Origin of the sequence: Enterobacter sp. RHBSTW-00975 (assembly GCF_013615235.1) — a bacterium.
GTDB classification, from domain to species: domain Bacteria; phylum Pseudomonadota; class Gammaproteobacteria; order Enterobacterales; family Enterobacteriaceae; genus Enterobacter; species Enterobacter ludwigii.
Window position 1 is genome coordinate 485,543 of record NZ_CP055883.1, and the last position, 25,110, is coordinate 510,652.

At 57.1% G+C, this 25,110-nt stretch carries 20 protein-coding genes; 11 read left to right on the forward strand and 9 right to left on the reverse strand.

Annotated features, from left to right (window positions below; translation table 11 throughout):
- Positions 1 to 12 precede the first annotated feature (12 nt).
- From HV340_RS02325 to HV340_RS02365, 9 genes are all read left to right on the forward strand, one after another.
- Complete coding sequence (locus tag HV340_RS02325; protein WP_014168378.1) at positions 13 to 789, forward strand: DUF4311 domain-containing protein; 777 nt, start codon at positions 13 to 15, stop codon at positions 787 to 789.
- A 13-nt stretch (positions 790 to 802) separates the two neighbouring features.
- Positions 803 to 1,444: a DUF4310 family protein gene (locus HV340_RS02330; protein WP_014882285.1), complete on the forward strand. Its 642-nt coding sequence runs from the start codon at positions 803 to 805 to the stop codon at positions 1,442 to 1,444.
- Between the two features lie 42 nt (positions 1,445 to 1,486).
- Positions 1,487 to 2,620 carry an amidohydrolase/deacetylase family metallohydrolase gene (locus tag HV340_RS02335; protein ID WP_032679511.1) on the forward strand — a complete coding sequence of 378 codons (1,134 nt, stop codon included), beginning with the start codon at positions 1,487 to 1,489 and terminating at the stop codon, positions 2,618 to 2,620.
- Complete coding sequence (locus tag HV340_RS02340) at positions 2,604 to 3,722, forward strand: DgaE family pyridoxal phosphate-dependent ammonia lyase (RefSeq protein WP_181216273.1); 1,119 nt, start codon at positions 2,604 to 2,606, stop codon at positions 3,720 to 3,722. The genes HV340_RS02335 and HV340_RS02340 overlap by 17 nt, the downstream gene beginning before the upstream one ends.
- Positions 3,719 to 4,459 (forward strand): KDGP aldolase family protein, encoded by a 741-nt coding sequence (locus HV340_RS02345; RefSeq protein WP_014168382.1) that lies wholly within the window; start codon positions 3,719 to 3,721, stop codon positions 4,457 to 4,459. Before HV340_RS02340 ends, HV340_RS02345 begins: the two co-directional genes overlap by 4 nt.
- Positions 4,460 to 4,577: 118 nt before the next feature.
- Positions 4,578 to 5,714, forward strand: coding sequence for a lactonase family protein (locus HV340_RS02350; RefSeq protein WP_181216274.1), 1,137 nt, complete (start codon positions 4,578 to 4,580; stop codon positions 5,712 to 5,714).
- A gap of 19 nt (positions 5,715 to 5,733) precedes the next feature.
- Complete coding sequence (locus HV340_RS02355) at positions 5,734 to 7,644, forward strand: PRD domain-containing protein (RefSeq protein ID WP_014168384.1); 1,911 nt, start codon at positions 5,734 to 5,736, stop codon at positions 7,642 to 7,644.
- 77 nt (positions 7,645 to 7,721) lie between these two features.
- The gene (locus HV340_RS02360; protein WP_020885404.1) at positions 7,722 to 7,964 is read left to right on the forward strand and encodes a type II toxin-antitoxin system RelB/DinJ family antitoxin; all 243 of its coding nucleotides are present in this window, start codon (positions 7,722 to 7,724) and stop codon (positions 7,962 to 7,964) included.
- The gene (locus tag HV340_RS02365) at positions 7,954 to 8,238 is read left to right on the forward strand and encodes a type II toxin-antitoxin system RelE/ParE family toxin (RefSeq protein WP_047355610.1); all 285 of its coding nucleotides are present in this window, start codon (positions 7,954 to 7,956) and stop codon (positions 8,236 to 8,238) included. The genes HV340_RS02360 and HV340_RS02365 overlap by 11 nt, the downstream gene beginning before the upstream one ends.
- Positions 8,239 to 8,241: 3 nt before the next feature.
- On the opposite strand, the gene nrdG is transcribed toward HV340_RS02365, so the two are convergent.
- The 5 genes from nrdG to HV340_RS02390 all read right to left on the reverse strand — a co-directional run bounded on the left by nrdG (position 8,242) and on the right by HV340_RS02390 (position 15,930).
- On the reverse strand, positions 8,242 to 8,706 hold the full coding sequence (gene nrdG / locus HV340_RS02370; RefSeq protein ID WP_025205767.1) for an anaerobic ribonucleoside-triphosphate reductase-activating protein: 465 nt from the start codon (positions 8,704 to 8,706) through the stop codon (positions 8,242 to 8,244).
- Positions 8,707 to 8,844: 138 nt separating this feature from the next.
- Entirely contained in the window at positions 8,845 to 10,983 is a 2,139-nt protein-coding gene (gene nrdD / locus HV340_RS02375; RefSeq protein WP_181216275.1) for an anaerobic ribonucleoside-triphosphate reductase, read from the reverse strand.
- 367 nt (positions 10,984 to 11,350) lie between these two features.
- On the reverse strand, positions 11,351 to 11,923 hold the full coding sequence (locus HV340_RS02380) for a PTS sugar transporter subunit IIA (protein ID WP_032681842.1): 573 nt from the start codon (positions 11,921 to 11,923) through the stop codon (positions 11,351 to 11,353).
- Position 11,924: 1 nt separating this feature from the next.
- Positions 11,925 to 14,522 carry a glycoside hydrolase family 38 C-terminal domain-containing protein gene (locus HV340_RS02385; protein ID WP_181216276.1) on the reverse strand — a complete coding sequence of 866 codons (2,598 nt, stop codon included), beginning with the start codon at positions 14,520 to 14,522 and terminating at the stop codon, positions 11,925 to 11,927.
- A gap of 10 nt (positions 14,523 to 14,532) precedes the next feature.
- Complete coding sequence (locus HV340_RS02390) at positions 14,533 to 15,930, reverse strand: fructose-specific PTS transporter subunit EIIC (RefSeq protein WP_071993116.1); 1,398 nt, start codon at positions 15,928 to 15,930, stop codon at positions 14,533 to 14,535.
- A 179-nt stretch (positions 15,931 to 16,109) separates the two neighbouring features.
- Between HV340_RS02390 and HV340_RS02395 the strand changes: the two genes are divergently transcribed.
- Positions 16,110 to 16,769, forward strand: coding sequence for a MurR/RpiR family transcriptional regulator (locus HV340_RS02395; RefSeq protein ID WP_181216277.1), 660 nt, complete (start codon positions 16,110 to 16,112; stop codon positions 16,767 to 16,769).
- An 8-nt stretch (positions 16,770 to 16,777) separates the two neighbouring features.
- Here HV340_RS02395 and HV340_RS02400 read toward each other — a convergent pair whose 3' ends face one another.
- The 4 genes from HV340_RS02400 to treR form a co-directional block, all read right to left on the reverse strand.
- Entirely contained in the window at positions 16,778 to 17,524 is a 747-nt protein-coding gene (locus tag HV340_RS02400; protein WP_032679522.1) for an oligogalacturonate-specific porin KdgM family protein, read from the reverse strand.
- Positions 17,525 to 17,658: 134 nt separating this feature from the next.
- Positions 17,659 to 19,314, reverse strand: a complete 1,656-nt coding sequence (gene treC, locus HV340_RS02405) for an alpha,alpha-phosphotrehalase (protein ID WP_032679523.1) — start codon at positions 19,312 to 19,314, stop codon at positions 17,659 to 17,661.
- A gap of 51 nt (positions 19,315 to 19,365) precedes the next feature.
- Positions 19,366 to 20,784 carry a PTS trehalose transporter subunit IIBC gene (treB, locus tag HV340_RS02410; protein ID WP_025205752.1) on the reverse strand — a complete coding sequence of 473 codons (1,419 nt, stop codon included), beginning with the start codon at positions 20,782 to 20,784 and terminating at the stop codon, positions 19,366 to 19,368.
- Between the two features lie 128 nt (positions 20,785 to 20,912).
- Positions 20,913 to 21,860, reverse strand: a complete 948-nt coding sequence (gene treR / locus HV340_RS02415) for a trehalose operon repressor TreR (protein ID WP_014168396.1) — start codon at positions 21,858 to 21,860, stop codon at positions 20,913 to 20,915.
- 392 nt (positions 21,861 to 22,252) lie between these two features.
- On the opposite strand from treR, the gene mgtA reads away from it, so the two are divergent.
- Positions 22,253 to 24,961, forward strand: a complete 2,709-nt coding sequence (mgtA, locus tag HV340_RS02420) for a magnesium-translocating P-type ATPase (RefSeq protein WP_020885394.1) — start codon at positions 22,253 to 22,255, stop codon at positions 24,959 to 24,961.
- Positions 24,962 to 25,110: the final 149 nt, after the last annotated feature.

Below are 25,110 nucleotides of genomic sequence, written 5' to 3' on the forward strand. Positions count from 1 at the left end.
AAGGGCAGACTGATGTTCTTAATTATATTAATAAAATCGCTCATCATTGGCGGCCTGGTTGGCGTCGGTGTGGGGGCCGGGGCTGCACGCATGTTTCATGCGCCTACCACTCAGGGTATGGGCGCGTTTCGTACGTTGGGGGAACTGAACTCCTGTGAAGGGGATCCGGCTTCTCACTTCTCCTTCGGGTTAGGCTTCTTCTTTAACGCCTGGGCCTCTTCCGTGGCCGCAGGGGCATTCACACAGGACGTTGACCACCGCATCATCCCGAACTGGGGTGCTGCAGCACTGATGATTAAAAACCGTAACGTCGGCGAAACGCTGCACGATCCGCGCAAAATGGCGATTGCCTGCGGCGTGATCGGCATGATTGTCGTCACCTTCCTTAACCTCACCGCCTCTTCTGTTCCGGCTGCGCTTCAGGTGACCGCCGTGAAGGTGCTGGTACCTGCAGCAAACCTGCTGGTCAACACCGTGATGCCGGTGATCTTCTGGCTGGCCGCCATCGATGCGGGTAAAAAATCGGGCTTCTGGGCCACCATTTTTGGCGGCGCGGCGCAGCTGATCATGGGTAACGCCGTACCGGGTCTGGTGCTGGGTATCCTGATTGGTAAGGGCGTTGAAGAGAGCGGATGGAACCACGTCACCAAAGTGATGATGGCGGCCATCGTGGCGCTGTTCGTGCTGAGCGGTTTCTTCCGTGGCTTCGACATGAAGATGATCGAATCCTTCCATCTGACCGTGCCGAACTGGCTCGACATGATCCACAACGCGCTCAGCGGTAAATAACAGGAGCCTCGACATGGAACAGAATAAAGGTTTTTGGTATGCCGACTGGTCGTTCCCGATCTTCGTTGGCCTGCTCTCTTCCGGTGTTTTCGCCGGGACGCATATGTACTACCTCTACGGCATCGGCGCGTTCAACGAAGTGGCCTTCGTGGCGATGCTGAAAGCGGGGATGGATACCGGCGTTTACGGCGCGGTGGCGGCGTTCGGTGCGAGCTTCCTGTTCGCCCGTATTATCGAAGGGTCGCTGGTCGGTATCCTTGATATCGGCGGGGCGATCCAGACCGGGGTGGGCCTCGGGGTTCCGGCGCTGCTGCTGGGCGCGGGCATCATGTTCCCGGTGACCAACTTTATCGCCGCGCTGATCACCGGCCTGGTGATTGGCCTGGCAATTGGCTACGTCATCATCCTGGCGCGTAAGTTCACCATCAATCAGAGCAACTCCACCTACGGGGCGGACGTGATGATGGGTGCCGGTAACGCCTCCGGTCGTTTCCTCGGGCCGTTGATTATCCTCAGCGCCATGACCGCCTCCATTCCTATTGGCGTCGGCTCTCTGGTGGGTGCGCTGTTGTTCTATATCTGGCAGAAGCCGATTACCGGTGGCGCCATTCTCGGTGCAATGATTCTGGGCTGGCTGTTCCCGGTCGCCCTTTAATGCCCGCGGGCGCCCCGGCGCCCGCCTTATCAGGAGATCCTCATGTTTGATTTACTCCTGCGCCGTGCGCGCCTCACCGACGATACCCTGACTGATATCGCCATTCAGGACGGAAAAATCGCGGCGCTGGGCGACATTACCGCGCCCGCCCGCAAAACGGTTGAGTTGAACGGTGAAGTGTTCGTCAGCGCAGGCTGGATTGACTCCCACGTTCACTGCTACCCGAACTCCCCTATTTATCACGACGAACCGGACAGCGTGGGCATCGCCACCGGCGTGACCTCGGTGGTGGATGCCGGCAGTACCGGCGCGGATGACGTGGACGATTTTTATGAAATCACCCGTAAAGCCTCAACCGACGTTTATGCCTTACTGAACATCTCCCGCGTGGGGCTGATTGCCCAGAACGAACTGGCCAATATGGCCAATATTGATGCGAAGGCCGTGAAGCAGGCCGTTACGCGCTACCCGGATTTTATCGTTGGCCTGAAAGCGCGCATGAGCAGCAGCGTGGTCGGCGAAAACGGCATAACGCCGCTTGAGCGCGCGAAAGCCATCCAGGCAGAGAACGGCGACCTGCCGCTGATGGTGCACATCGGCAACAACCCGCCCAACCTCGATGAAATTGCCGACCTGCTCAGCTCAGGCGACATCATCACCCACTGCTACAACGGCAAGCCGAACCGCATTCTGACGCCATCCGGTGAACTGCGTGCGTCCATCACCTCCGCCCTGAAACGCGGTGTACGCCTGGACGTCGGACACGGTACGGCGAGCTTTAGCTTTGAGGTGGCGAGACGCGCCATTGCGATGGGCATTCTGCCACACACCATCAGCTCGGATATTTACTGCCGCAACCGCATTAACGGCCCGGTAGGGTCGCTGGCAAGCGTGATGTCGAAGTTTCTCGCCATCGGCATGTCGCTGCCGCAGGTGATTGAGTGCGTCACCGCGAACGCCGCCGACGGGCTGCGTCTGACGCACAAAGGCCGTATTCAGCCAGGTCTTGATGCCGACCTGACGCTGTTCACGATAAAACGCCAGCCAACGCTACTGGTGGATGCTGAAAATGACAGCCTGCAGGCTGAACACATTCTGGTGCCGCTTGCCGCCATCCGCGCAGGCAAGGGCTACATGACCGAACAAGGGAGCACGGAACATGCCTTCGATTTATGAGAAGTATCACTTAAAGCAAGTCATCAACACCTCAGGCCGTATGACGGCGCTGGGTGTCTCCACGCCGCGGCCGGACGTGGTGCAGGCGGCGATGGATGGCATGAATCACTATTTCGAGATGAAAGATCTGGTCAACAAAACCGGTGAATACATCGCGAAGCTGCTGGATGTGGAAGGGGCGACGGTGGTCTCCTGCGCGTCAGCAGGCATCGCCCAGTCCGTGGCGGCGGTGCTGGTCAAAGACAGCGACTGGCTGCTGGAGAACCTGCACGTCACCCCGATTGAGAGCAACGAAATCGTGCTGCCGAAAGGCCATAACGTTAACTTTGGCGCACCGGTAGGCACCATGGTGGCGCTGGGCGGCGGCAAGCTGGTGGAAGCGGGCTACGCGAACGAATGCTCCGCCGATCAGCTGGCGGCGGCCATCACGCCGCGTACCGCGGCCATCCTTTACATCAAGTCTCACCACTGCGTGCAGAAAAGCATGCTCAGCGTAGAGCAGGCGGCGGTGGTGGCGCGTAAGCACGATCTGCCGCTGATCGTGGATGCGGCCGCGGAAGAAGATCTTCACGTTTACTACCGCTCCGGTGCCGATCTGGTTATCTACAGCGGTGCGAAAGCGATTGAAGGGCCAACCAGCGGGCTGGTGATCGGCAAAACGCAGTATGTTGAGTGGGTGAAACGCCAGACGGCGGGGATTGGCCGCGCAATGAAAGTGGGTAAAGAGGGGATCCTCGGCCTCACCTGTGCCATCGAACACTACCTGACGGCGACCAAAGAGAGCGGCGAAGAGATGGTGGCGAAGATGACGCCCTTTATTGACGCGCTTAATACCCTTAACGGCGTGACGGCACGCGTGGTCTGGGATAGCGCCGGTCGCGATATTGCCCGTACCGAAATTAAGTTTGATGAAGCCACCACCGGTGTTGGCACCGGCGACCTGGTGACCGCGCTGAAGCAAGGTGAGTACGCCATTTACTTCCGTGGCTACAAGGCCAACGAAGGGATTATCGAAGCGGACGTGCGCAGCGTGAATGCCGATCAGCTGAACATTGTTTATCGCCGCATGAGTGAAGTGTTAGGACAGGAGAAAAAGGCATGAAACTGACCCCCAACTTTTACCGTGACCGCGTCTGCCTGAACGTGCTGGCAGGATCGAAAGCCAACGCCAGCGCCATTTACGAGGCGGCGGAAGGCCACGTGCTGGTGGGCGTGCTCTCCAAAAATTACCCGGATGTCGCCAGTGCGGTTGCCGATATGCGCGACTACGCTCAGCTTATCGATAATGCGCTCTCTGTGGGCCTCGGCGCGGGGGATCCGAACCAGTCCGCGATGGTCAGTGAGATCGCCCGTCAGGTGCAGCCGCAGCACGTTAACCAGGTGTTCACCGGTGTGGCAACCAGCCGTGCGCTGCTGGGGCAGAGTGAATCCGTGGTCAACGGCCTGGTCTCTCCGACCGGCACCGTTGGCAAGGTGAAAATCTCCACCGGTCCGCTGAGCAGCACGGCGCCGGACGGCATTGTGCCGGTTGAAACCGCGATTGCCCTGCTGAAAGATTTTGGCGGCAGTTCCATCAAATACTTCCCGATGGGAGGCCTGGCGTGTCGGGACGAATACCAGGCAGTGGCGGAAGCCTGCGCCCGTCACGATTTCTGGCTGGAGCCGACCGGTGGGATCGATCTGGAGAACTATGAAGCGATCCTGCAGATCGCCCTTGATGCGGGCGTGAGTAAAATCATTCCGCATATCTACAGCTCGATTATCGACAAAGCCAGCGGCGACACGCGTCCGGAAGATGTGCGTACGCTGCTGGAGATGACGAAGAAGCTGGCTAAGTAGTCTTTACCCCTCACCCCGGCCCTCTCCCCAAAGGGGAGAGGGTGTAATCGTCCCCTCTCCCCTTTGGGGAGAGGGTTAGGGTGAGGGGCACAAACCGCACAAAACCAAAGGAGCCACCATGCACACCCGCAATCTGCTCGTCGCTTCACTCTCGTTACTCGCTACCACCGCCATCGCCCAGACGCAGTACGCCTGGGTCGGGACGTACAACCCCAACGGCGAGGGGCTGTACCGCTTTACCCTCGACCCGCAAACCGGTGCGCTGTCGAATAAAACGCTGGTCAGCACGCTGCCAAACGCCGCGCAGCTCACCGTCTCGCAGGATGGTAAGACGCTCTATCTGGCGAGCGAAGTGGAGCAGGGCGTGGTGCAGGCGCTGCGTGTGAGCGATAACGGTGAACTGAGCGAGCTTAATCAGGTGGCGTCCGGCGGGGCGGGGCCGGTCTATCTCTCCCTGACGCCAAAGGGTCAACACCTGCTGGTGGCGAACTACGTCAGCGGCTCGATTGCTGTTCTGCCCGTTAATGCAGACGGCAGTCTGGGGGAGGCGACGGACACGCATCAGGATCGGGGAGAGCCGGGCGCGGCGAAACCGGCGGCGGCGGTGGAAGGCAGTTTTGCCATTAGCGATCACAATGGCCCCCATGCGCACATGATCGCCGCCGATCCGCGCGGGAAATACGTTTTTTCTACCGATCTGGGGCTGGATCGTATCTACCAGTACCGTTTTGACGATCAAACAGGCAAGCTGACCCCGAACGATCCGCCGTTTATCAGTGCCTCCTCGAAAGGGGCCGGTCCGCGGCATTTCGTCTTTACGCCGAAAGGCGATGCGTTATGGCTGATTAACGAAGAGGCATCCACGCTCACGCACTATACGCTGGATGCCCGGGGCAGGCTGCAGGAGGGGAAAACCCTCTCCGCCCTGCCACACGGCTATAAAGGCACCAGCTTTGCCGCCGGGCTGGCGCTCAGTGCCGATGGCAAGCAGCTGTATGTGGCTAACCGTTTGCATAACAGCATCGGGCACTTTACCGTAACAGCGGATGGCACGCTGACGCATCAGGACGATGTGTGGACGCGTGGTGATTACCCGCGCACCCTGACGCTCGACAAACAGGGGCGCTGGCTGTACGTCATGAATCAGCGCAGCGACAACATTACCCGTTTTCGCGTGGCGCAGGACGGCAAGCTCAGCGCCGAGCCGGACTATACCCCGGTCGGCAGTCCATCCCAGATGGTCATTTCACCCTAAGCCGTAAGAGGACAACCCCGTGCGATTTCCGAACCAACGTTTAGCGCAACTTTTCGATCTGTTGCAAAACGAGACGCTGCCGCAGGACGAACTGGCGCAGCGGCTGTCGGTCTCCACGCGAACCGTCCGCGCTGATATCACCGCCCTGAACGCGCTGCTGGCGAGCCACGGTGCGCAGTTTATTCTCAGCCGCGGCAATGGCTATCAGCTCAAAATTGACGATGCAGAACGCTATCAGCAGCTTCAGTCCTCACACCCGCGCGCGCTGCGCATTCCCCGCACCGGGCCGGAGCGCGTGCACTATCTGGTGGTCCGTTTTCTTACCTCCGCGTTTTCGCTCAAGCTGGAGGATCTGGCAGATGAGTGGTTTGTCAGCCGTGCGACGCTGCAAAGTGACATGGTGGAAGTGCGCGAGTGGTTCCACCGTTACAACCTGACGCTGGAAACTCGACCGCGCCACGGCATGAAGCTGTTTGGCAGCGAGATGGCGACCCGCGCCTGTCTCACCGATCTGCTCTGGGAGCTGGCACAGCAGGATAGCCTGAACCCGCTGGTGACCGACGTTGCGCTCAATGCGGGGGTGGCGGAGCAGATGGTTCCCGTGCTGCACGATGCGCTGACGCGACATCACATTCGTCTGACTGACGAGGGCGAGCTGTTCCTGCGCCTGTACTGTGCGGTGTCGGTGCGTCGTATCAGCGAGGGCTATCCGCTGCCGGAATTTCACGCAGAAGATGTGGCCGAGAATGTCCGTGAGGCGGCGAAAGACATCGCTGTGACCATTCAACAGCTGGCGGATAAAGCGCTTTCGCCTTCAGAAGAGAGCTGGCTCTGCGTTCACATCGCGGCACGTCAGATCCAGGAGATTGCCCCCAGTGCCATCAATGCCGATGACGACGAAGCGCTGGTCAATTACATCCTGCGCTACATCAATACCCACTATAACTACAACCTGCTCAGCGACGAGCAACTGCATGCGGATCTGCTCACCCACATCAAAACCATGATCACCCGCGTGCGCTATCAAATCATGATCCCGAATCCGCTTCTGGATAACATCAAGCAGCACTACCCGATGGCGTGGGATATGACCCTCGCGGCAGTGTCGAGCTGGGGGAAATACACGCCGTATGTGATCAGCGAAAACGAGATCGGTTTCCTGGTGCTGCATATCGGTGTCGGGCTGGAGCGCCACTACAACATCGGCTACCAGCGTCAGCCGCGCGTGCTGTTAGTTTGCGATGCCGGGAATGCGATGGTCCGGATGATTGAAGCGGTGCTGCAGCGCAAATATCCGCAAATTGAGGTGACCCGCACGCTCACGCTGCGCGAGTATGAGCTGGCGGAACCGATCGGCGAAGACTTTGTTATCTCGACCGCCCGCGTGAGCGAAAAGTCTAAACCGGTGGTGATGATCGCCCCGTTCCCGACGGACTACCAGCTTGAGCAGATAGGTAAGCTGGTGCTGGTGGACCGAACCCGCCCGTGGATGCTGGATAAATACTTCGATGCCGCCCATTTCCGCATTATCGACAGGCCGATTGACCAGCAAACGCTGTTCCGGGAGCTGTGCGAGCAGCTCGAAGAAGAGGGGTTTGTTGGCGCGGAGTTTCTGGATTCGGTCGTGGAGCGAGAGGCCATCGTCAGCACCATGCTGGGCGACGGCATTGCGCTGCCGCACTCACTTGGGCTACTGGCACAAAAAACGGTGGTTTACACCGTGCTGGCACCGCAGGGTATTGCCTGGGGGGATGAAACCGCCCACGTGATTTTCCTGCTCGCCATCAGCAAGCGCGAGTACGAAGAGGCGATGGCGATTTACGATATTTTCGTGACTTTCCTGCGTGAGCGCGCCATGTCACGGCTGTGCAGTTGCAATGATTTCGCCGGGTTTAAAGCGGTGGCGATGGAGAGTGTGAGCCGGTTTTGAGAGACGTTATCCAGAATTCGATGTAATGCAAATGTAATGCTAAAATGCATTACACATTCGATTTCACTGGAGGCATAATGGCCACGCTGAACGTCCGTCTGGATGACAAACTCAAAAACGAGGCTTATGCCGTGCTTGAAAAACTCAATATCACGCCAACGGAAGCCGTTCGGTTACTGTTTCAGTACGTTGCGGAGACGGGGCGTATGCCGGTGAAAACGGTCACTGTTAGCGACAGTGAAGATGAACTCATACAGACAGTCCGGGAGCGGCTGGCTAATCCGCAAAAAGGAATTAAGGTTAGGCTGGATGACTTATGAACTCGTATTTGATCCGAGGGCGTTCAAGGAGTGGACCAGGCTGGGTGATACCGTAAAAAATCAGTTTAAGAAGAAGCTTGCGAACGTGTTGGTGAACCCCTGGGTTGAATCGGCTCGCCTGCATGGCCTGCCTGATTGCGACAAGATAAAACTCAGATCCCAGGGTTATCGTTTGGTCTATCAGGTTCAGGACAACGTTGTGACGGTATGTGTTATTGCTATCGGTAAGAGAGAGAAATCAGCCGCTTATCATGACGCAAACAAACGGCTTTAGCGATCAACGCAAATGATGCACAACCTGGTTGCTGCTGCCGCGCCAGATCAGCGCAGGGTCTTTTAAATCCTGCACAAACTTGCCGTCAACCAGCACGTTAATCAAATCCACCACTTCCCTCTGTTCAGCATTCAGTTCTTCAAGCTTATAACCCGTCCAGACCCAGATATCCTTGCCTGCACATTCGCGGCGAATGCGTTTTATCAGCTTCAGAATGTCCGGCACGTTTTGCGGGTGAAGCGGGTCGCCACCGGAGAGTGAAATCCCCTGGCGATGAATGCGCGTGTCGTTGAGATCGTGGATGATCCGCTGTTCCATTTCTGCGGTGAACGGTAGGCCTGAATTCAGGCGCCAGGTGCTTTTGTTGTAACAGCCGGGGCATTCATGGACGCAGCCTGAGACAAACAGGGTGCAACGTGTACCGGGACCATTGACGATGTCGACGGGGTAGTATTGATGATATCGCATAAGAAGATGTCCAGAGTGTGTGTGCGCGGGTGCCCTCACCCCAGCCCTCTCCCACCGGGAGAGGGGGGAAACGTAGGTGCGCGTTCGGTTCCCTCTCCCTGAGGGAGAGGGGTAGGGTGAGGGGAAACCCCCGACGCCTTAACCGATCTGCCCATTCCCCAAATGCTTCACGCGTCGCTTAACCTCTTCCTGCTTACCGGCATTAAACGGACGCGCATCGGGACTTCCGAGATAGCCACACACGCGGCGGGTCACCGAGACGCGAGCCGCATCGTGGTTACCGCATTTCGGGCAGGTGAACCCTTTGCTGGTGCACTCAAACTCACCGGTAAAGCCACACTCGTAGCACTCGTCAATCGGGGTGTTGGTCCCGTAATACGGCACGTGCTGATAGCTGTAATCCCAGACATCTTCCAGCGCCTTCAGGTTGTGCTGAATGTTCGGATACTCGCCGTAGCAGATGAAGCCACCGTTCGCGACGGGCGGATACGCGGCTTCAAAGTCGATCTTGTCGTAAGGGTTCACCTTCTTCTCCACGTCGAGGTGGAAGCTGTTGGTGTAGTACCCTTTGTCGGTTACCCCTTCGACAATGCCAAATTCAGCGGTATCCAGGCGGCAGAAACGGTCACACAGGTTTTCACTCGGGGTGCTGTACAGGCTGAAGCCGTAGCCGGTTTCGTCTTTCCACTGGTCAACCGCATCGCGCAGGCGCTGAACAATGGCAACACCTTTTTCACGCAGGGCGTCGCTGTCATACATGTGCTGGTTGCCGAACAGCGCGTTAATCGTTTCGTGAATACCGATGTAGCCCAGAGAAATCGACGCGCGACCATTTTTGAAGATCTCCGACACGTCATCGTCCGCCTTCAGGCGCACGCCGCAGGCCCCTTCCATATACAGGATGGGCGCAACGCGGGCTTTCACCCCTTCCAGACGCGCGATACGGGTCATGAGGGCCTTTCGTGCGAGCTGCAGACGTTCGTCCAGTAGCGCCCAGAAGGCCGCTTCGTCGCCTTTGGCTTCGAGAGCGATACGCGGCAGGTTGAGGCTGATCACACCGAGGTTGTTACGGCCGTCGTGAACCTGTTCGCCGTTTTCGTCTTCATACACGCCGAGGAAGCTGCGGCAGCCCATCGGCGTTTTAAACGAGCCGGTCACTTTGACCACCTGGTCGTAGTTCAGGATGTCCGGGTACATGCGCTTGCTCGCACACTCCAGCGCCAGCTGTTTGATGTCGTAGTTAGGATCGCCAAACTTGTGGTTCAGGCCGTCGCGGATAGCGAACACCAGTTTCGGGAACACAGCTGTCTTACGGTTTTTACCAAGCCCGGAGATACGGTTGCGCAGGATAGATTGCTGAATCAGGCGTGATTCCCAACTGGTACCCAGACCAAAACCGAAGGTCACAAACGGCGTCTGACCGTTGGCGGTATGCAGGGTGTTCACCTCGTATTCCAGCGACTGGAACGCGTCGTAGCACTCTTTTTCGGTACGGGCGTGCGCGTAGCCATCGGCGTCCGGGATTTGCCACTCTTCAGCGGTTTTCCGGTGTTTGTTGAAGCTTGCCGTGACAAACGGTGCCAGTACTTCATCAATGCGGTTAATGGTGGTGCCGCCGTAAATATGGCTGGCGACCTGAGCGATAATCTGCGCCGTGACCGCAGTGGCCGTGGAGATGGATTTTGGCGGCTCAATCTCGGCATTACCCATTTTAAAACCATGGGTCAGCATGCCTTTCAGGTCGATGAGCATGCAGTTGAACATCGGGAAGAAGGGCGAATAATCGAGATCGTGGTAGTGGATCTCACCGCGCTCATGCGCCGAGACCACGTCGCGCGGCAGCAGGTGCTGACGGGCATAGTGTTTGGCAACAATACCGGCCAGCAGGTCGCGCTGGGTGGGGATCACTTTGCTGTCTTTGTTGGCATTTTCATTCAGCAGGGCGGAGTTGGTCTGCTCCACCAGGCCACGAATCTCCTGATTAAGACGACCGCGTTTCTCGCGCTGTACGTCCCGATCGTGGCGGTATTCGATATAGGCGCGGGCTAACTGCTTGTAGGGGCCCGCCATCAGTTGGTTTTCAACCGCGGTCTGGATCTCATTGATATCGACCTGGCTGCGTTCGTTCATCTGGCTGCTAACGACTTCTGCGACGGTGGCGCAGTAATCTGCGTCATCGACACCCGCTGCTTTAGCTGCACGCAGAATGGCTTCCTGGATGCGCTCTGATTTAAATGGCACTTTACAGCCATCACGTTTCATCACATGCGGTGTCATGATCACTCCATTTTTAAAAACAGGTTATCCACAGAGGTGGAGAAGTGTTCACCGGGCGTATTGTCAGCCAGGCCAGAGACTTCCCACGTTCCCAACGCGTGTTATCCACAATTCCGGAGAGCTGAGTCGCCGTCTTGTTGTTGGAATAGTAGACGATAAATACAATATGTTGGGTCGGCGTGCATTTTAAGTGCTACATATAGTGATTTGCATCAAACATGTTTGCGATTTATTTGATTCAGAACAAAGTAAAAAGACGAGAGTACAAACGACGGGCACTCCAGCGTTTGTAAAGACGAGAGGGAAAATTCTGATTAATTATTCAACAAAAACAAGCGCTCAGCAGCATGTGCCGAGCGCCAGTCGGTTAACTCACCCCGCATGCCCAGTTCAGTCCGGCCTGGAGAAAGGCTGCCGCCGCAATACCCCCCAGTATCAGCGGGATAACAAGTGAGCGCCCGGGTTCGGCGTCCGCGTTTTGTGGCATTTCTCTGCGCAACGCGGACAGCGCTTCTTCGCCGGTGCGCGCCGCCAGAAGCGCGTTACGAACCCGCTCTTCCGCCAGCGAACTGGTCAGCGTCGTCAGCAGCTGCATATGCGTACTGCCGGCCTCGGCGTGTGGGATGGCGAGCAGAAAAACCATCCTGACCGCTTCATCGCCTTCCAGCCCCGGCCAGATAACCGGCTCATCAAAAAGCGCCAGGCAAAACGCCGCCTGCTGCACCGCGTCTGATTTACCGTGCGGAACGGCCAGCGCTTCGCCCAGCGCGGTGGGACCTTCACTTTCGCGGTGTAAGACGCTCTGGATAAAGGCGTCTTTATCGGTGATGACGTTTCGCCCGACAAGCGGTTCGGAGAGCCAGCGGATCAGCGCTTCAGGCGTGCGGCAGGGTGGGTTAATAAACACCAGTTCGGGGTGCGTGAGTTCAAGCAAGTTCATGTTAAGCCTCAATCAAAAAATCACAGGTCGCAGAAGGGGGGATCGTCGTCACCGATGGCACGTGTTCTTCCAGATAATTGAGCTGGGGACGCTCTGCCAGGCCAGCCGGAACAGGGACAGGCTGCGTCCCGGCGTTGAACACGCGGGCGATCGTGCCAGGCGATCGTTGCGCATGAGGCAGGGCAGAAAGAACGAGCGGTTCCGGTAAGGCGAATAACGAAAATTCTGCCGGCAGCGTGCGTTCGGGCAGGCGCAGCGAAAAACGCTCAAGCCGGTTATCGAGGGTATGCAGCGTTTGCCGTTGATAGGTGAAGGGGTGACCCGTCGCCTGATTCTCCAGCTGGCGCAGCGTCAGATGGTCTGCGTTATCGGCCAGCGCCACGGTGAAGGAAAAGTGCAGCGGTTTGAGCAGCTGCGCATCGGGCGTATCGACCACCGTATTGTTAATGCCAGACGCCCGGCCGGGTCGCCAGTCAAGATCGCTGCGCCCCAGTACGCCGGTTGATTTGAATAAGGTCAGGGCAATGACTGCCGGATCGCGTCCAATAACCTGAAACTCTTTCATGCCGCGGCTATTCACGACCAGCGCTTTGCCCGCTTGCGCGATAGCGATAATGCCCTCGCTGGTTTCAATATCCACGGGCTTCTCGCGATAGCGCTCCTGCCAGTGAGTATCGTCGTACCCCGTTTTACGCTCGATTATCGAGAACGGCTGCGAGGCGAGGGAGTGACGGGTGCAAATATCGCTGTTGATCAGTAAACGCAGCCGGTGATCGCAGTGGCTGTTTACCAGCGAGCTATCAACATGCAGGTTCGGATCGTCGTGACGTAATTCGCACACTATGCGCATCGATAACGGGGTGCGGGTATTTTCCCGGCGTCCAGCGAGATCCGGTGGCAGCGACATGACCGCCTCAAGCACCATCGTTTGGCAAAGAGGGGTTTTGCTGCAGTCGATCAGCGTGAAATGCGCGCAGCGCGTCGGTTCATCGCCCGCGAGCGGCGAGAAATCATAGCTGTCTCCGGCATCCGCGCAGTCTTCAAGACTGAATAACGACGTGATGCGCCTGGCGTTGCGCTTGTCTTCAAGCACCAGCGTACCGGCCTCCAGCGTCAGTCGATAAACCGTATTCTCTATCGCCTCTCCTTTCGCGGCGCAGGTCCTGGCAAATGGAGCCGGCGTGTCTTTTAGGTTGACGGTGATATAGCCCACCGGCGGCAGGAGAGGCGTCTGCAGAACAACATGCCAGCGGAAATAAGGCGGAAGGTGCGTTTCGCGTTCGCCCTCACAGGTGAGGGAGATGGCCGTTCCTCCGGGTAACGTCTCGCGTTCCAGAACGTCGAAGGGCAGCGGCTGGCCCTGATACGTCAGGGTGATATTGTCGGCCCGACTGTACAGGGTGGTGTGGATCACGCAGCGGGTCGGGGTGGCCAGCGGGTTGAAAATGAGCAGGTCACCCTCCTGACAGCATGCGGCGGCCAGTGACTTCACCACCAGATTCCACAGGCTGTGACAAAGCTGCTCTGTCTGCTCGAGCCGATGAAGAATGTCGCGGTTAGTGGCATCGCTGTTGCAGCCGCCCATGGAGTCGTGGGCATGGCTTCGCAGAAGCTTCTTCCAGAGGGTGTCCACAATCGGGAGCGTGACCGGAATGCCCTGATGACGCGCCATGGCGATGGTGGGCTCCAGCTGTCGCAGGATGAACTGCTCGATGTCGGCATTTTTCTTTTTGATATCGTAACGCACAGACCCGATCGTTTTGTGAATGCGGGTGTAGCGCGGCGATTTCAGCTCACCTTCCCATAACGCCAGCTGTTCCCGTTTTGTGCGCAGCAGATCGACGTACTGCTCCAGCGAGCTGAGAACGTAACGGTCCTTCGTGGGAGAGTGCGTGCTGGCAGCCTGCAGGATATGCGGCAGCGCCGGGTCGATGCTGACCTGATCGCCGCCGCAAGGAAGGAGGAGGTCGTCAATCTGCGACCGTGAACGCAGCAGATCCACCATCGGGTAGATCTTGCCGTGCAGATGGCTGGCCTCCGCGCGCATATTCTTGGCCGCACCATACCCCAGCGCCATTGCACAGGCGATGATGGTTGCACCTGACGGCGCGCGCCAGAGAAACTGGCTGTTTTTGGCCTGAGTGTCGTGGTCGACACCGCGCCAGAAAACGATATTATCGATATTGCAGCCCTGCAAAATCGTGGGCATCTGCGCGTTATGCCCAAAGGTATCCGGCAGATAACCGACCTGCATGGCATGCCCCAGCGCCCGAGCGGCGAAGATACCGTACTTGAGGTTGCGGATAATCGATTCGCCGTGAACGTTGTAGGTATCCGTCTGGGTGAACCACGGCCCGACAAACACGCTTTTCTCCCTGACCAGTTTTTCCAGCCGGGGCCGGTAATCGGGATTGATGGCGAGAAAGTCATCCACCACCGCCATCTGCCCGTCAAGGTGATAGCACTGCCAGGCCGGATCCTGCTCCAGCGTCTCGATGACCTCCGCAAAGTTGTATGACGCCAGCACCATGCTGTCCTGGCGGGTGAAATACCACTCCTGATCCCAGTGGGTATGGGCTATAACGTGGATCTGGCTCATTGCGCTCTCCTTATCTGGCGTTCTTTGGGCTGAGATAAAGCACGCCCAGGGCGCAAATCAGTGCGCCAATAAAGACGCTTGCCAGGTACCCGACCACATTGGTCGCCAGCGGCCAGCCCCAGATAGCCGGCAGGGGCAACGTCTGCTTCACGCCGAGGGCAATCGCCACCAGCGCACCTGCGACGGCTCCTGTCATGAACACGGGGATCAGGCGTGGGTTTTTCAGAATGAACGGGATAGCGCCTTCTGAAATACCGATAAAGCCCAGCAATAACGAAGTGCTGCCAACGGTTTTCTCTTCACGGCTGAACACATCCGGCAGGCCAAAACGCCCATTGAGGAACGCGGCGAGGCCTACCCCAATAGAAGGAATCACGATGGAGAGCTCGCGGGCGGTTAAATCAAATGTCTCGCTCATGCCGTTCAGGCCGAGCGCGACCGATCCTGCCGCCTTGTTAACCGGGCCGCCGAGATCGAACGCGGTACCCGCGGCGATCATGGCCGAATAGAAGCCGCGTCCGGTATCACCCGCCGAGGTAAAAAAGACCACCATCAACTGGTTAAGCGAACCAAAAATCGGGTTGATCAGATATTCCATTACCATCACCAGCGTAATACCGGTGATCAGCGGAACGACCAGCATGGTTTTTAGGGTGGTAAGCTGCTGTCGGACGTGAATGGCATCATTCAGCCAGCGCACCAGATAGCCGACAAAAAAGCCGATGCCAATTGCGCCGAAAAAGCCGGAGGGCATAAAGCCTTCAATATCAAAAAAGCGTTTGTAGACCTCATCTGACATGATGCCGCCGATCAGTCCGGGGATCAGCGCCGGTTTACCGGCAATGGAAAAGGCCAGATACATCGCAAAGACCGGGTACATGAACTTGATGGTCATAAAGCCCATTTTATCCAGCACGCTGAACGGCGAATGCTCAATGTTAATAAACTGCCCGGTAATTTTGGCCGTCGCCATCATCAGGCCGCCCATCACCACGACCGGTAACATATAGCTGATGGCCGCCATGATATGGCCGATAAAAATCTGGTAAGCCGAACGCTGAATGGCGTCTTCGTCCGCCACAGTGGTGACGTTTTTCTGCATGGCCAGCGCCTGACGCAGGTAGCGGTCGGTATTTTTAATCAGCTCCTGCGTGCGGGTCTGAAGGTGAGGAACGTGTTCAAAACGTTCTGCGTCCTGAATGGGAACGTCGGTTGCAAGAATAATGGCCGTGGCGGAGGCAATATCCTGTTTCGTTAATCTGTTTTTTACGCCGTCGCTGCCCTGCGTTTCGACCTTGACCTCAATATTATGCTCTTTTGCCCATGCAATAATTTTACTTGCCGCCATAAACGTGTGCGCGATCCCTGTAGGACAAGCCGTTACAGCGATAATTTTTTGATTCATCATTGTAATAATTCCCTGGGTGTGAAAATAGCGAAAGTATAAAGAGAACTTAAAACAGTGTTTAAGGTTTGCTAATACTAATTACGTATCGTCATACGCTATGTTGCAATATGTGAAGCGCCTTCCAGAGACTATTTCGCTATTCTGCTAATATCCTGTTAGGTTTTAACAGGACGTAATAAATGAATTCATTTCAGGGAAGTGAACGGTTGATATTTGAATACATTCAGCACCACGCACGCAATATTTCTGATATATCGGCAAAAGAGATTGCGCGTGATACTTTTACGACAACCACCTCGGTGAATCGCGTCTGTAAGAAAATGGGCTATAAAAGTTATACCGAGCTTCGCTATCGGTTTTTACGCGACCATTTTACGTCTGTCCCTGCCGAGCCTGCGATGGAGCCACAGGCAGACGATATCGTGGTGGACGTGTCCCGGTTACTGACCCATTCCAGCCATATCTATTTATATGCACGCGGGGCATCTCTCACCAGCCTCAACTACCTGTCGCGTTTTTTGTCACTGGCGAGCCTGCCACACCTGATTCTGAATGATATGCACCAGTTGACCCGGGTATCGAAGGGCACGCTGGTGTTGATCAGTAAATCCGGGGAGACGCAGTCGCTGATAGAAATGGCGCGTAACGCGCTGCGTAAGGGGCTAAAGATTATTGCGATTACCCGTCAGGGTTCGACGCTGGCCGGGCTTTCTACGCTGTGCTGGCCGTTGTCGATTGATATAAATGCCGTCTCTTTATATCAGCGAGAGGGACAGCTGGACCTGTTAAGCGCCGTCGATCGTATCGGCTGCAGGCTTCTGCAGCACGATACGGAGTAGGCAGGCCGTCAGAGCTGTTTCACGATACCCAGACGAATGGCGTAATCATTTTCATGATTGCCATCCTGAGTGAGGTAGGTTTTATCCAGCGACACCAGTTCGACGTAAGGCGTCCAGCCGTCGTCGAGCTTGTAGTTGAACGCTACGGTGTGCTCCCAGTAGGTATCATCCCCGGTTCCCTGATCGACATTATCCTGCCAGCGGAAGCGCGGGTTATAGGACATGCCGAATTTCCCGATGTTGTACGCGAACCACAGGTCGAACTGGTGTGACTCGCGGCGGGTGTAGCCGCTGCCGTCCAGGCGTTTGTCGCTGTGCGCATCGTTAACGGTGTTATAGCGGTAGCGGGCAGACAGGTTCAGGCCGTTATCGAACGTTTTCCAGCCCTGGATGAAGGGGCGGTAATGCGTATTGCTGGCGGTAAAGACGGTCACCATCCCTGGCGCGATGGCGAACCCATTTCCCAGATCAAAACGCCAGCGCGTTTCGATTTCCTGTGCTGCCTCCGTTAACCCTTTTTCGTCCGGATTATATCGGTCGGTATCACCAAAGAACGTATCGTTATGGTTTTGCGCCGCTTCGACGGAGAAGTAAAAACCGTTATCAGCCTGATGCATCACTTTAATACGTGAATCATTTACGTCTGAGCGCGTATTATGACCAAAGCGAAGATCGACGGAGGTATTTCCGCACCATCCCTGGGTACTTAATAATAATGCGCTAATACATGTTGCTTTAATAATTGTCTTTTTCATAATGTCCTGCCGAGGTTATTTAAATGGCAGGGCTATTCTTATTTTGGCACACCGTGAAGTAAAAGTTATCGTCGTACATTTAGCGTATCGCTAAACATAAAAAAAGAGATACAGCAGGCTGTATCTCTTGAGGGTTATTCCTGTATCCACCAGATGGCTTCAAACGGGCGCAACAGCAGGTTGTCGGGCTGAGGGGGAGCATCCGCATAGTTGCTCAGTGCGACCCGCCAGGCTCCCTGTACTGACGCGGGAACCCATTGCTGGCGCTCACGGCTCAGGTTTGCCACCACCATCAGCGTCTGGCCCTGCGACCGCCGGCGATAGCACCACAGGGAAGGGTGGTCAGGCAGCAGATCTTCATAATCTCCCCACGTCAGCACCGGCAGGGTTTTGCGCAGGCGAATCAGCGTCTGGTAGGTGTAAAACACCGAATCAGTATCGTCCAGCGCCGCACGGGCATTGACCGTCTCGTAGTTGTCGCAAACGCCAATCCACGGCTCACCCTCGGTAAAGCCCGCACTGTGTGTGGCATCCCACTGCATTGGCGTGCGGCCATTATCGCGGGATTTACTCGCCAGAATAGCCAGCAATTCTTCAGGGGCGCGACCGTTGGCCCGCAGTTCAGCGAACATATTAAGGCTTTCAACGTCACGGTAATCGGTAATACGGCTAAAGTGCGGGTTGGTCATACCCAGCTCTTCGCCCTGGTAAATATACGGGGTGCCCTGCATTCCATGCAGCACCATGCCGAGCATTTTCGCGGCGTGGGGACGGTACTCCCCTTCATCGCCAAAGCGCGACACAATGCGCGGCTGATCGTGGTTACACCAGAACAGCGCGTTCCAGGCCTTGTTGTGCATGCCCTGCTGCCAGTGGCGGAAGAGGGTTTTCAGCGCCACGAAGTCCGGCCTGGCCAGGGTCCACTTTTCGCCGCCGGGGTAATCCACTTTCAGGTGGTGGAAGTTGAAGGTCATCGACAGCTCGCGCCCATCGAGAGAGGCGTATTGCTGACAGTTTTCCAGCGAGGTCGACGACATCTCGCCTACCGTCATCAGGTTTCGCGGGGTAAAGACGTCGCGGCTCATCTCCTGAAGATACTCATGAATGCGCGGTCCGTCGGTATAGAAGCGACGGCCATCGCCCACGGCGTCATCCGGGAAATCCTGGTCTTTGGAAATCAGGTTAATCACATCGAGGCGTAAACCGTCCACGCCACGGTCGGCCCAGAACTCGCATACCTTTTTCAGCTCGGCGCGCACCTGCGGGTTTTCCCAGTTGAGGTCCGCCTGCTCGGGGGCGAACAGGTGCAGATAGTACTGCTCGCTCTCGGCGTGCCAGCGCCAGGCGTTGCCGCCAAATTTGGAGCGCCAGTTATTGGGCAGTTGTTCCGGCGTACCGTCGCGCCAGATGTAGAACTGGCGATACGGGCTCTCTTTATTCAGCGATTCCCGGAACCAGGCGTGCTGCGTTGAGGTGTGATTGAACACCATATCCAGCACGATACGAATGCCGCGTTGATGGGCCTGCGCGACCAGCTCGTCAAAATCATCCAGCGTGCCGTAGGCCGGGTCGATGGCGGTGTAATTCGCCACGTCGTACCCGTTATCTACCTGCGGGGAAATATAAAACGGCGTCAGCCAGATGGCGTCGATGCCGAGGGTTTGCAGGTAGTCCAGCCGCTGCGTGACGCCGCGTAAATCGCCGGTACCGCTGCCCGTCGTGTCCTGAAAACTCTTTGGATAGATCTGGTAGATAACGCCGTTCTGCCACCAGTGAGGAAGGGTATTCATAATGCGTTCCTGCAAATGCGAAGGGGCGCAACTGCGCCCCGAAAGATGAAGTTAAACAATCTGCAGCGCGCCCTGACGGTACTTACGCTGGTAAACCACGGTGGTGAGAGCCATTGGAACGACAATCGCGATGACCATCGCCAGGGAAAACACCTGCCAGAAAGCGGGCTGGATGGAGAGAATACCAGGCAGACCGCCGACACCGATCCCGTTCGCCATCACACCGTACAGACCGCATACCAGGCCTGCCAGACCGGAGCCGATCATCGCGCACAGCATCGGGAAGCGGTATTTCAGGTTGATACCGTACATCGCCGGTTCGGTGACGCCGAGGTAGGCGGAGATGGCCGCCGGAACAGAAATCTCACGCTCGTTATGCTTGCGGCTGACCAGGATAATGCCTGTGACCGCCGAGGCCTGCGCAATGTTAGACAGCGCGATGATAGGCCAGACCGGCGTACCGCCCAGGCTCTGAATCATCTGCATATCAATTGCCAGCGTGGTCTGGTGCACGCCGGTGATCACCAGCGGGGCGTACAGGAAGCCAAACAGCATGGCACCAATCGGCGCGAAGCTGCCGGTCATCAGGTGACGTACCGCGAAGGCAACGCCGTCGCCAATCATGCGGCCAAACGGACCGATAAACGCATGGGCGAGGAAGACGGCCAGAATAAGGGAGCAGACCGGCACCACCACCAGATAGAGGTAATCCGGTACGATGCGTTTCAGGCGCGTTTCAATAAAGCCCAGCGTCAGACCGGCCAGCAAGGCTGGGATCACCTGTGCCTGATAGCCCACTTTCGCGATGGTGAACAGACCGAAGTTCCACACCTCAGGCACCTGCTGACCAAGCAAGTAAGCGTTCATTAACTGTGGAGAGACCAGCGTGACGCCCAGCACGATACCCAGAATCGGCGTGCCGCCCATTTTGCGCACCGCTGACCAGCAAATCCCGACCGGCAGATAGAAGAAGATCGCTTCGCCAATCAGCCACAGGAAGTCGTAAACGGTTTTCAGCGCCGGGTACATCTGCGCCAGGGTTTTGCCGTCGCTCATCGGCACATCACCGATAACGTTGCGGAAGCCCAGAATCAGACCGCCGCTGATCAGCGCCGGGAGCAGCGGGAAGAAAATCTCCGCGAAGTGGGAAATTAACTGCTCGTGCCATTTCATATTCTGGCGTGCAGCTTTCTTGGCTTGCTCTTTATCGGCTGAACTGTGCCCGGTTGTCGCCAGCAGAGCCTGATAGTAATCGCCCACTTCGGTACCGATGACGACCTGGAACTGACCGGCGTTGGTAAAGCAGCCTTTGACCATGGAAAGCGCTTCAATGGCTTTCGGATCGGCTTTGGCCGGATCGTTCAGCACGAAGCGCAGGCGGGTAATGCAATGGCTGACGGTCGCGATGTTTTCACGGCCGCCTACCAGGACAATCAACTGGTCGATATCTTCTTGTTTGACTTTACTCATCATGAAACCTCATGACCGATGGTGAGGGGGGTAATGACCTGAGCACAAGCCTACTCCTTCAGCGTGACGGCGAAAATGGGAACGTTCCCGAAATCGGGCGAAGATCACAATAAACTGATAAACGAGGGTTATGAAAGGTGGGCGGGAATCACGATCTGACGCGGCTCAGCACGTCCGTTAATTTGCTCGATCAGCTGTGCAGCGGCCTGCCTGCCTGACTCGGCGTAGCCTGGATCGACGGTGATAATCTCCGGGTGCAGAAACTTCATCAGCGGCGTACTGCCTACGCTCGCGATCTGCAGCCCTTCTATGCGTTGCTCCTGAAGATATTTACTCGCGCCCAGCGCCAGGGTATCGGTGGCGCACACCAGCGCCGTGGTCTGCGGGGTCAGCACGCTGGCGACCTGCTCGTAGCCCTGTTTCATTCCCAGCCCCGGCAGAGACGCGACGGCGGAAAGGTTGTGCTGTTTACAGAAGGTCAGGTAGGCCTCGTGACGCCGCTTGCCGGTGGTAACGTCCGCATGCGGTACGCCGAGGTAGCTGATATGGCGATGGCCTTTATCGTACAGACGCTGCATCAGGGTAATAATCGCCCCCTCATCGTCGTAACAGACGGAGGCAAAACCGTGGGCATCGCGCGCCAGCATCACCATCGACGCCTGCCAGGGCTTCAGCATCTCCTCTTTGATGCCGGTAAAACCGAACAGCACCACGCCGTCAATGTTGCGCCGCTGGAGCATACCCAGATGCTCTTCAACCAGCTGCGTGGAGAACTGGCTCTCCATCATGATTGGGTCGTAGCCCTGCTCATAAAAGGCGGGCAGCATGGTCTGAACGGCGAGGTTTTCGGACAGGGAATCCAGACGCGAGACGATAATGGCAACCACTTTGTCACTTTGCCCGCGCATGGCGCGCGCAGAGCGGGAAGGGGAAAAACCGTGCTGATTCATTACCGCCTCGACGCGCTCGCGGGTGCGTTCGCTGACACCGCTCTCATTGTTGAGCACGCGCGATACGGTGGATTTCCCCACGCCGCTTAAACGCGCGATGTCTTTTATCGTAAGGCGGTTCTGCATGCTGTATTCCCTGTAACAATGACAACGTGGTCAGTAGAGCCTAATGCTATAGCGTGTTTTCGCTATGGGCAAAGTCTGGTTTACGTTCGGTTTATTTGCGGGGGAGTATAATACCGCCCGAATCGCCGCAAACGGTACGGTTAAATCCTTATACTGCGCGGCGGCACCTTACTTTTTTACTTACCGGAGGTGACATGGATCCCGATCCCACGCTTCTCCTGAACGGGAGCGTTCTTTCTTTCCGGTAAGCCAGCCTTTGTGCTGTCTCACCGGTATGTGAGGCAGCAACGTCCTGCACGTTCCTGCTTAAAATATTAAGTGCCTGTCAGGTACGGCCTTGCCACGCCTGCAGGAAATACTGTGTCCGCGTTTGCGGGCGCGGGGGAATGACTATGTTTAAAAATATCACCCGGCAGCTGCAGGCGATGCTGAGCCGCCACCTGCCACATCGTCTTGTTCAGCGCGACCCGCTGCCAAATGCCAAAAATATGGCCTCTGCAGCGATCCCTGCTTCCCTGAGCCAACGCTGCCTGAACGTGGCGGCGATGGATGAAAACGAAGTCTGGCGTGCCTTTGGCGGGCATCCGGAGGGGCTGAACGCGGCGGAAGTGGAAAAAATCCGTGCCGTGCATGGCGATAACCAAATTCCGGCGCAAAAACCGGCGCCGTGGTGGGTGCATCTGTGGACCTGCTACCGTAACCCGTTCAACCTGCTGCTGACCGTGCTTGGCATTATCTCCTATGCCACTGAAGATCTGTTTGCCGCCGGGGTTATCGCCCTGATGGTGGGGATCTCCACGCTGCTGAACTTTATTCAGGAGGCCCGCTCTACCCGCGCGGCAGACGCCCTGAAAGCGATGGTAAGCAACACCGCAACCGTCTCGCGCGTCATTAACGATCTCGGGGAGAACGCCTGGGTTGAGCTGCCCATCGACCAGCTGGTGCCGGGCGATCTGGTGAAGCTGGCGGCCGGCGACATGATCCCCGCGGATTTACGTATTCTTCAGGCGCGGGATCTGTTCGTGGCGCAGGCCTCGCTGACCGGCGAATCTCTGCCGGTGGAAAAAGTGGCGCGCACCCGCGACCCGCAGCAGATGAACCCGCTCGAGTGTGACACCCTCTGCTTTATGGGCACTACGGTGGTCAGCGGCACGGCGCAGGCAATGGTCATCGCTACCGGCGGCAACACCTGGTTTGGACAGCTGGCCGGGCGCGTGAGCGAGCAGGAGAGCGAACCGAATGCCTTCCAGAAGGGGATTGGCCGCGTCAGCATGCTGCTGATCCGCTTTATGATGGTGATGACGCCGATTGTGCTGCTGATCAACGGCTATACCAAGGGCGACTGGTGGGAAGCGGCGCTGTTTGCACTCTCCGTCGCCGTGGGGTTAACGCCTGAAATGCTGCCGATGATTGTCACCTCCACGCTGGCGCGCGGGGCGGTCAAACTGTCAAAACAGAAAGTGATCGTCAAACACCTGGATGCCATTCAAAACTTTGGTGCGATGGACATTCTCTGCACCGATAAAACCGGCACGCTGACCCAGGACAAAATTGTGCTGGAGAACCACACCGATATCGCCGGCAAAACCAGCGATCGCGTGCTGCACAGTGCCTGGCTGAACAGCCACTACCAGACCGGGCTGAAAAACCTGCTCGACGTCGCCGTGCTCGAAGGCGTGGATGAAGAATCTGCCCGCACGCTTTCCGGGCGCTGGCAGAAAGTGGATGAGATCCCGTTCGACTTCGAGCGCCGCCGCATGTCGGTGGTGGTGAGCGAGCATCCGGACGTGCATCAGCTGATCTGCAAAGGCGCATTGCAGGAGATCCTCAATGTCTCAACCCAGGTGCGCTATAACGGCGACATTGTGCCGCTGGATGAAACCATGCTGCGCCGTATCAAGCGCGTCACCGATAACCTGAACCGTCAGGGGCTGCGCGTGGTGGCGGTGGCGAGCAAATTCCTGCCTGCACGCGAAGGCGACTATCAGCGTATCGACGAATCCGATCTGATCCTCGAGGGTTATATCGCATTCCTCGATCCGCCGAAAGAGACCACCGCGCCTGCGCTGAAAGCGTTAAAGGCCAGCGGCATCACCGTGAAAATCCTTACCGGCGACAGCGAGCTGGTGGCCGCCAAAGTGTGTCATGAAGTGGGGCTGGATGCGGGTGACGTCGTTGTGGGAAGTGATATTGAGCCCCTCTCCGATGATGCGCTGGCTACGCTTGCGCAGCGCACCACGCTGTTCGCCCGGCTGACACCCATGCACAAGGAGCGCATTGTCACCCTGCTGCGCCGCGAAGGGCATGTGGTGGGCTTTATGGGCGACGGCATTAACGATGCGCCCGCCCTGCGTGCGGCGGATATTGGTATCTCCGTAGACGGTGCGGTGGACATTGCCCGTGAAGCGGCGGATATCATTCTGCTGGAAAAGAGCCTGATGGTGCTGGAGGAGGGCGTTATCGAGGGACGTCGTACCTTCGCCAACATGCTGAAGTACATCAAGATGACCGCCAGTTCCAACTTCGGTAACGTTTTCAGCGTGCTGGTGGCGAGTGCGTTTCTGCCGTTCCTGCCGATGCTGCCGCTGCACCTGCTGATCCAGAACCTGATGTACGATGTCTCTCAGGTCGCCATCCCGTTTGATAACGTGGACGACGAGCAGATCCAGAAGCCGCAGCGCTGGAATCCGTCCGACCTGGGGCGCTTTATGCTGTTCTTTGGCCCGATCAGCTCCATCTTCGACATTCTGACCTTCTGCCTGATGTGGTTTGTGTTCCATGCCAACACGCCGGAACACCAGACGCTGTTCCAGTCCGGCTGGTTCGTGGTAGGGCTGCTGTCGCAAACGCTGATTGTGCATATGATCCGTACGCGTCGCATCCCGTTCATCCAGAGCCGGGCCGCGTGGCCGCTGATTGTCATGACCGGTATCGTGATGGCGCTCGGCATTGCACTGCCGTTCTCGCCGCTGGCCAGCTACCTCCAGCTGCAGGCGCTGCCGCTGAGCTACTTCCCGTGGCTGGTGGCGATCCTCGCGGGCTACATGGTGCTGACGCAGATGGTCAAAGGCTTCTATAGCCGTCGGTATGGGTGGCAGTGATTTCCCCCCCTCTCCCGGCACGGGAGAGGGGGTACGTTTCCTCCCAAATTCAACAACCTGTGATCTCCGTCAGCGCATTCGCTTGACGACAAAATGAGCGCATGTTAACTGAATGTTTTGCCTTTATTTGGCCCGTCAGATAAGGAACA

Bases quoted from the DNA above. Each gene is read 5' to 3' on its own strand.
- HV340_RS02365 (WP_047355610.1), top strand. From the start codon at position 7,954: ATGACTTATGAACTCGTATTTGATCCGAGGGCGTTCAAGGAGTGGACC.
- HV340_RS02350 (WP_181216274.1), top strand. From the start codon at position 4,578: ATGCACACCCGCAATCTGCTCGTCGCTTCACTCTCGTTACTCGCTACC.
- HV340_RS02330 (WP_014882285.1), top strand. From the start codon at position 803: ATGGAACAGAATAAAGGTTTTTGGTATGCCGACTGGTCGTTCCCGATC.
- treC (WP_032679523.1), bottom strand. From the start codon at position 19,314: ATGAATACCCTTCCTCACTGGTGGCAGAACGGCGTTATCTACCAGATC.
- mgtA (WP_020885394.1), top strand. From the start codon at position 22,253: ATGTTTAAAAATATCACCCGGCAGCTGCAGGCGATGCTGAGCCGCCAC.
- HV340_RS02325 (WP_014168378.1), top strand. From the start codon at position 13: ATGTTCTTAATTATATTAATAAAATCGCTCATCATTGGCGGCCTGGTT.
- nrdG (WP_025205767.1), bottom strand. From the start codon at position 8,706: ATGCGATATCATCAATACTACCCCGTCGACATCGTCAATGGTCCCGGT.
- treR (WP_014168396.1), bottom strand. From the start codon at position 21,860: ATGCAGAACCGCCTTACGATAAAAGACATCGCGCGTTTAAGCGGCGTG.
- HV340_RS02385 (WP_181216276.1), bottom strand. From the start codon at position 14,522: ATGAGCCAGATCCACGTTATAGCCCATACCCACTGGGATCAGGAGTGG.
- HV340_RS02360 (WP_020885404.1), top strand. From the start codon at position 7,722: ATGGCCACGCTGAACGTCCGTCTGGATGACAAACTCAAAAACGAGGCT.
- HV340_RS02340 (WP_181216273.1), top strand. From the start codon at position 2,604: ATGCCTTCGATTTATGAGAAGTATCACTTAAAGCAAGTCATCAACACC.
- HV340_RS02335 (WP_032679511.1), top strand. From the start codon at position 1,487: ATGTTTGATTTACTCCTGCGCCGTGCGCGCCTCACCGACGATACCCTG.
- HV340_RS02380 (WP_032681842.1), bottom strand. From the start codon at position 11,923: ATGAACTTGCTTGAACTCACGCACCCCGAACTGGTGTTTATTAACCCA.
- HV340_RS02345 (WP_014168382.1), top strand. From the start codon at position 3,719: ATGAAACTGACCCCCAACTTTTACCGTGACCGCGTCTGCCTGAACGTG.
- HV340_RS02395 (WP_181216277.1), top strand. From the start codon at position 16,110: ATGAATTCATTTCAGGGAAGTGAACGGTTGATATTTGAATACATTCAG.
- HV340_RS02390 (WP_071993116.1), bottom strand. From the start codon at position 15,930: ATGATGAATCAAAAAATTATCGCTGTAACGGCTTGTCCTACAGGGATC.
- HV340_RS02400 (WP_032679522.1), bottom strand. From the start codon at position 17,524: ATGAAAAAGACAATTATTAAAGCAACATGTATTAGCGCATTATTATTA.
- treB (WP_025205752.1), bottom strand. From the start codon at position 20,784: ATGAGTAAAGTCAAACAAGAAGATATCGACCAGTTGATTGTCCTGGTA.
- nrdD (WP_181216275.1), bottom strand. From the start codon at position 10,983: ATGACACCGCATGTGATGAAACGTGATGGCTGTAAAGTGCCATTTAAA.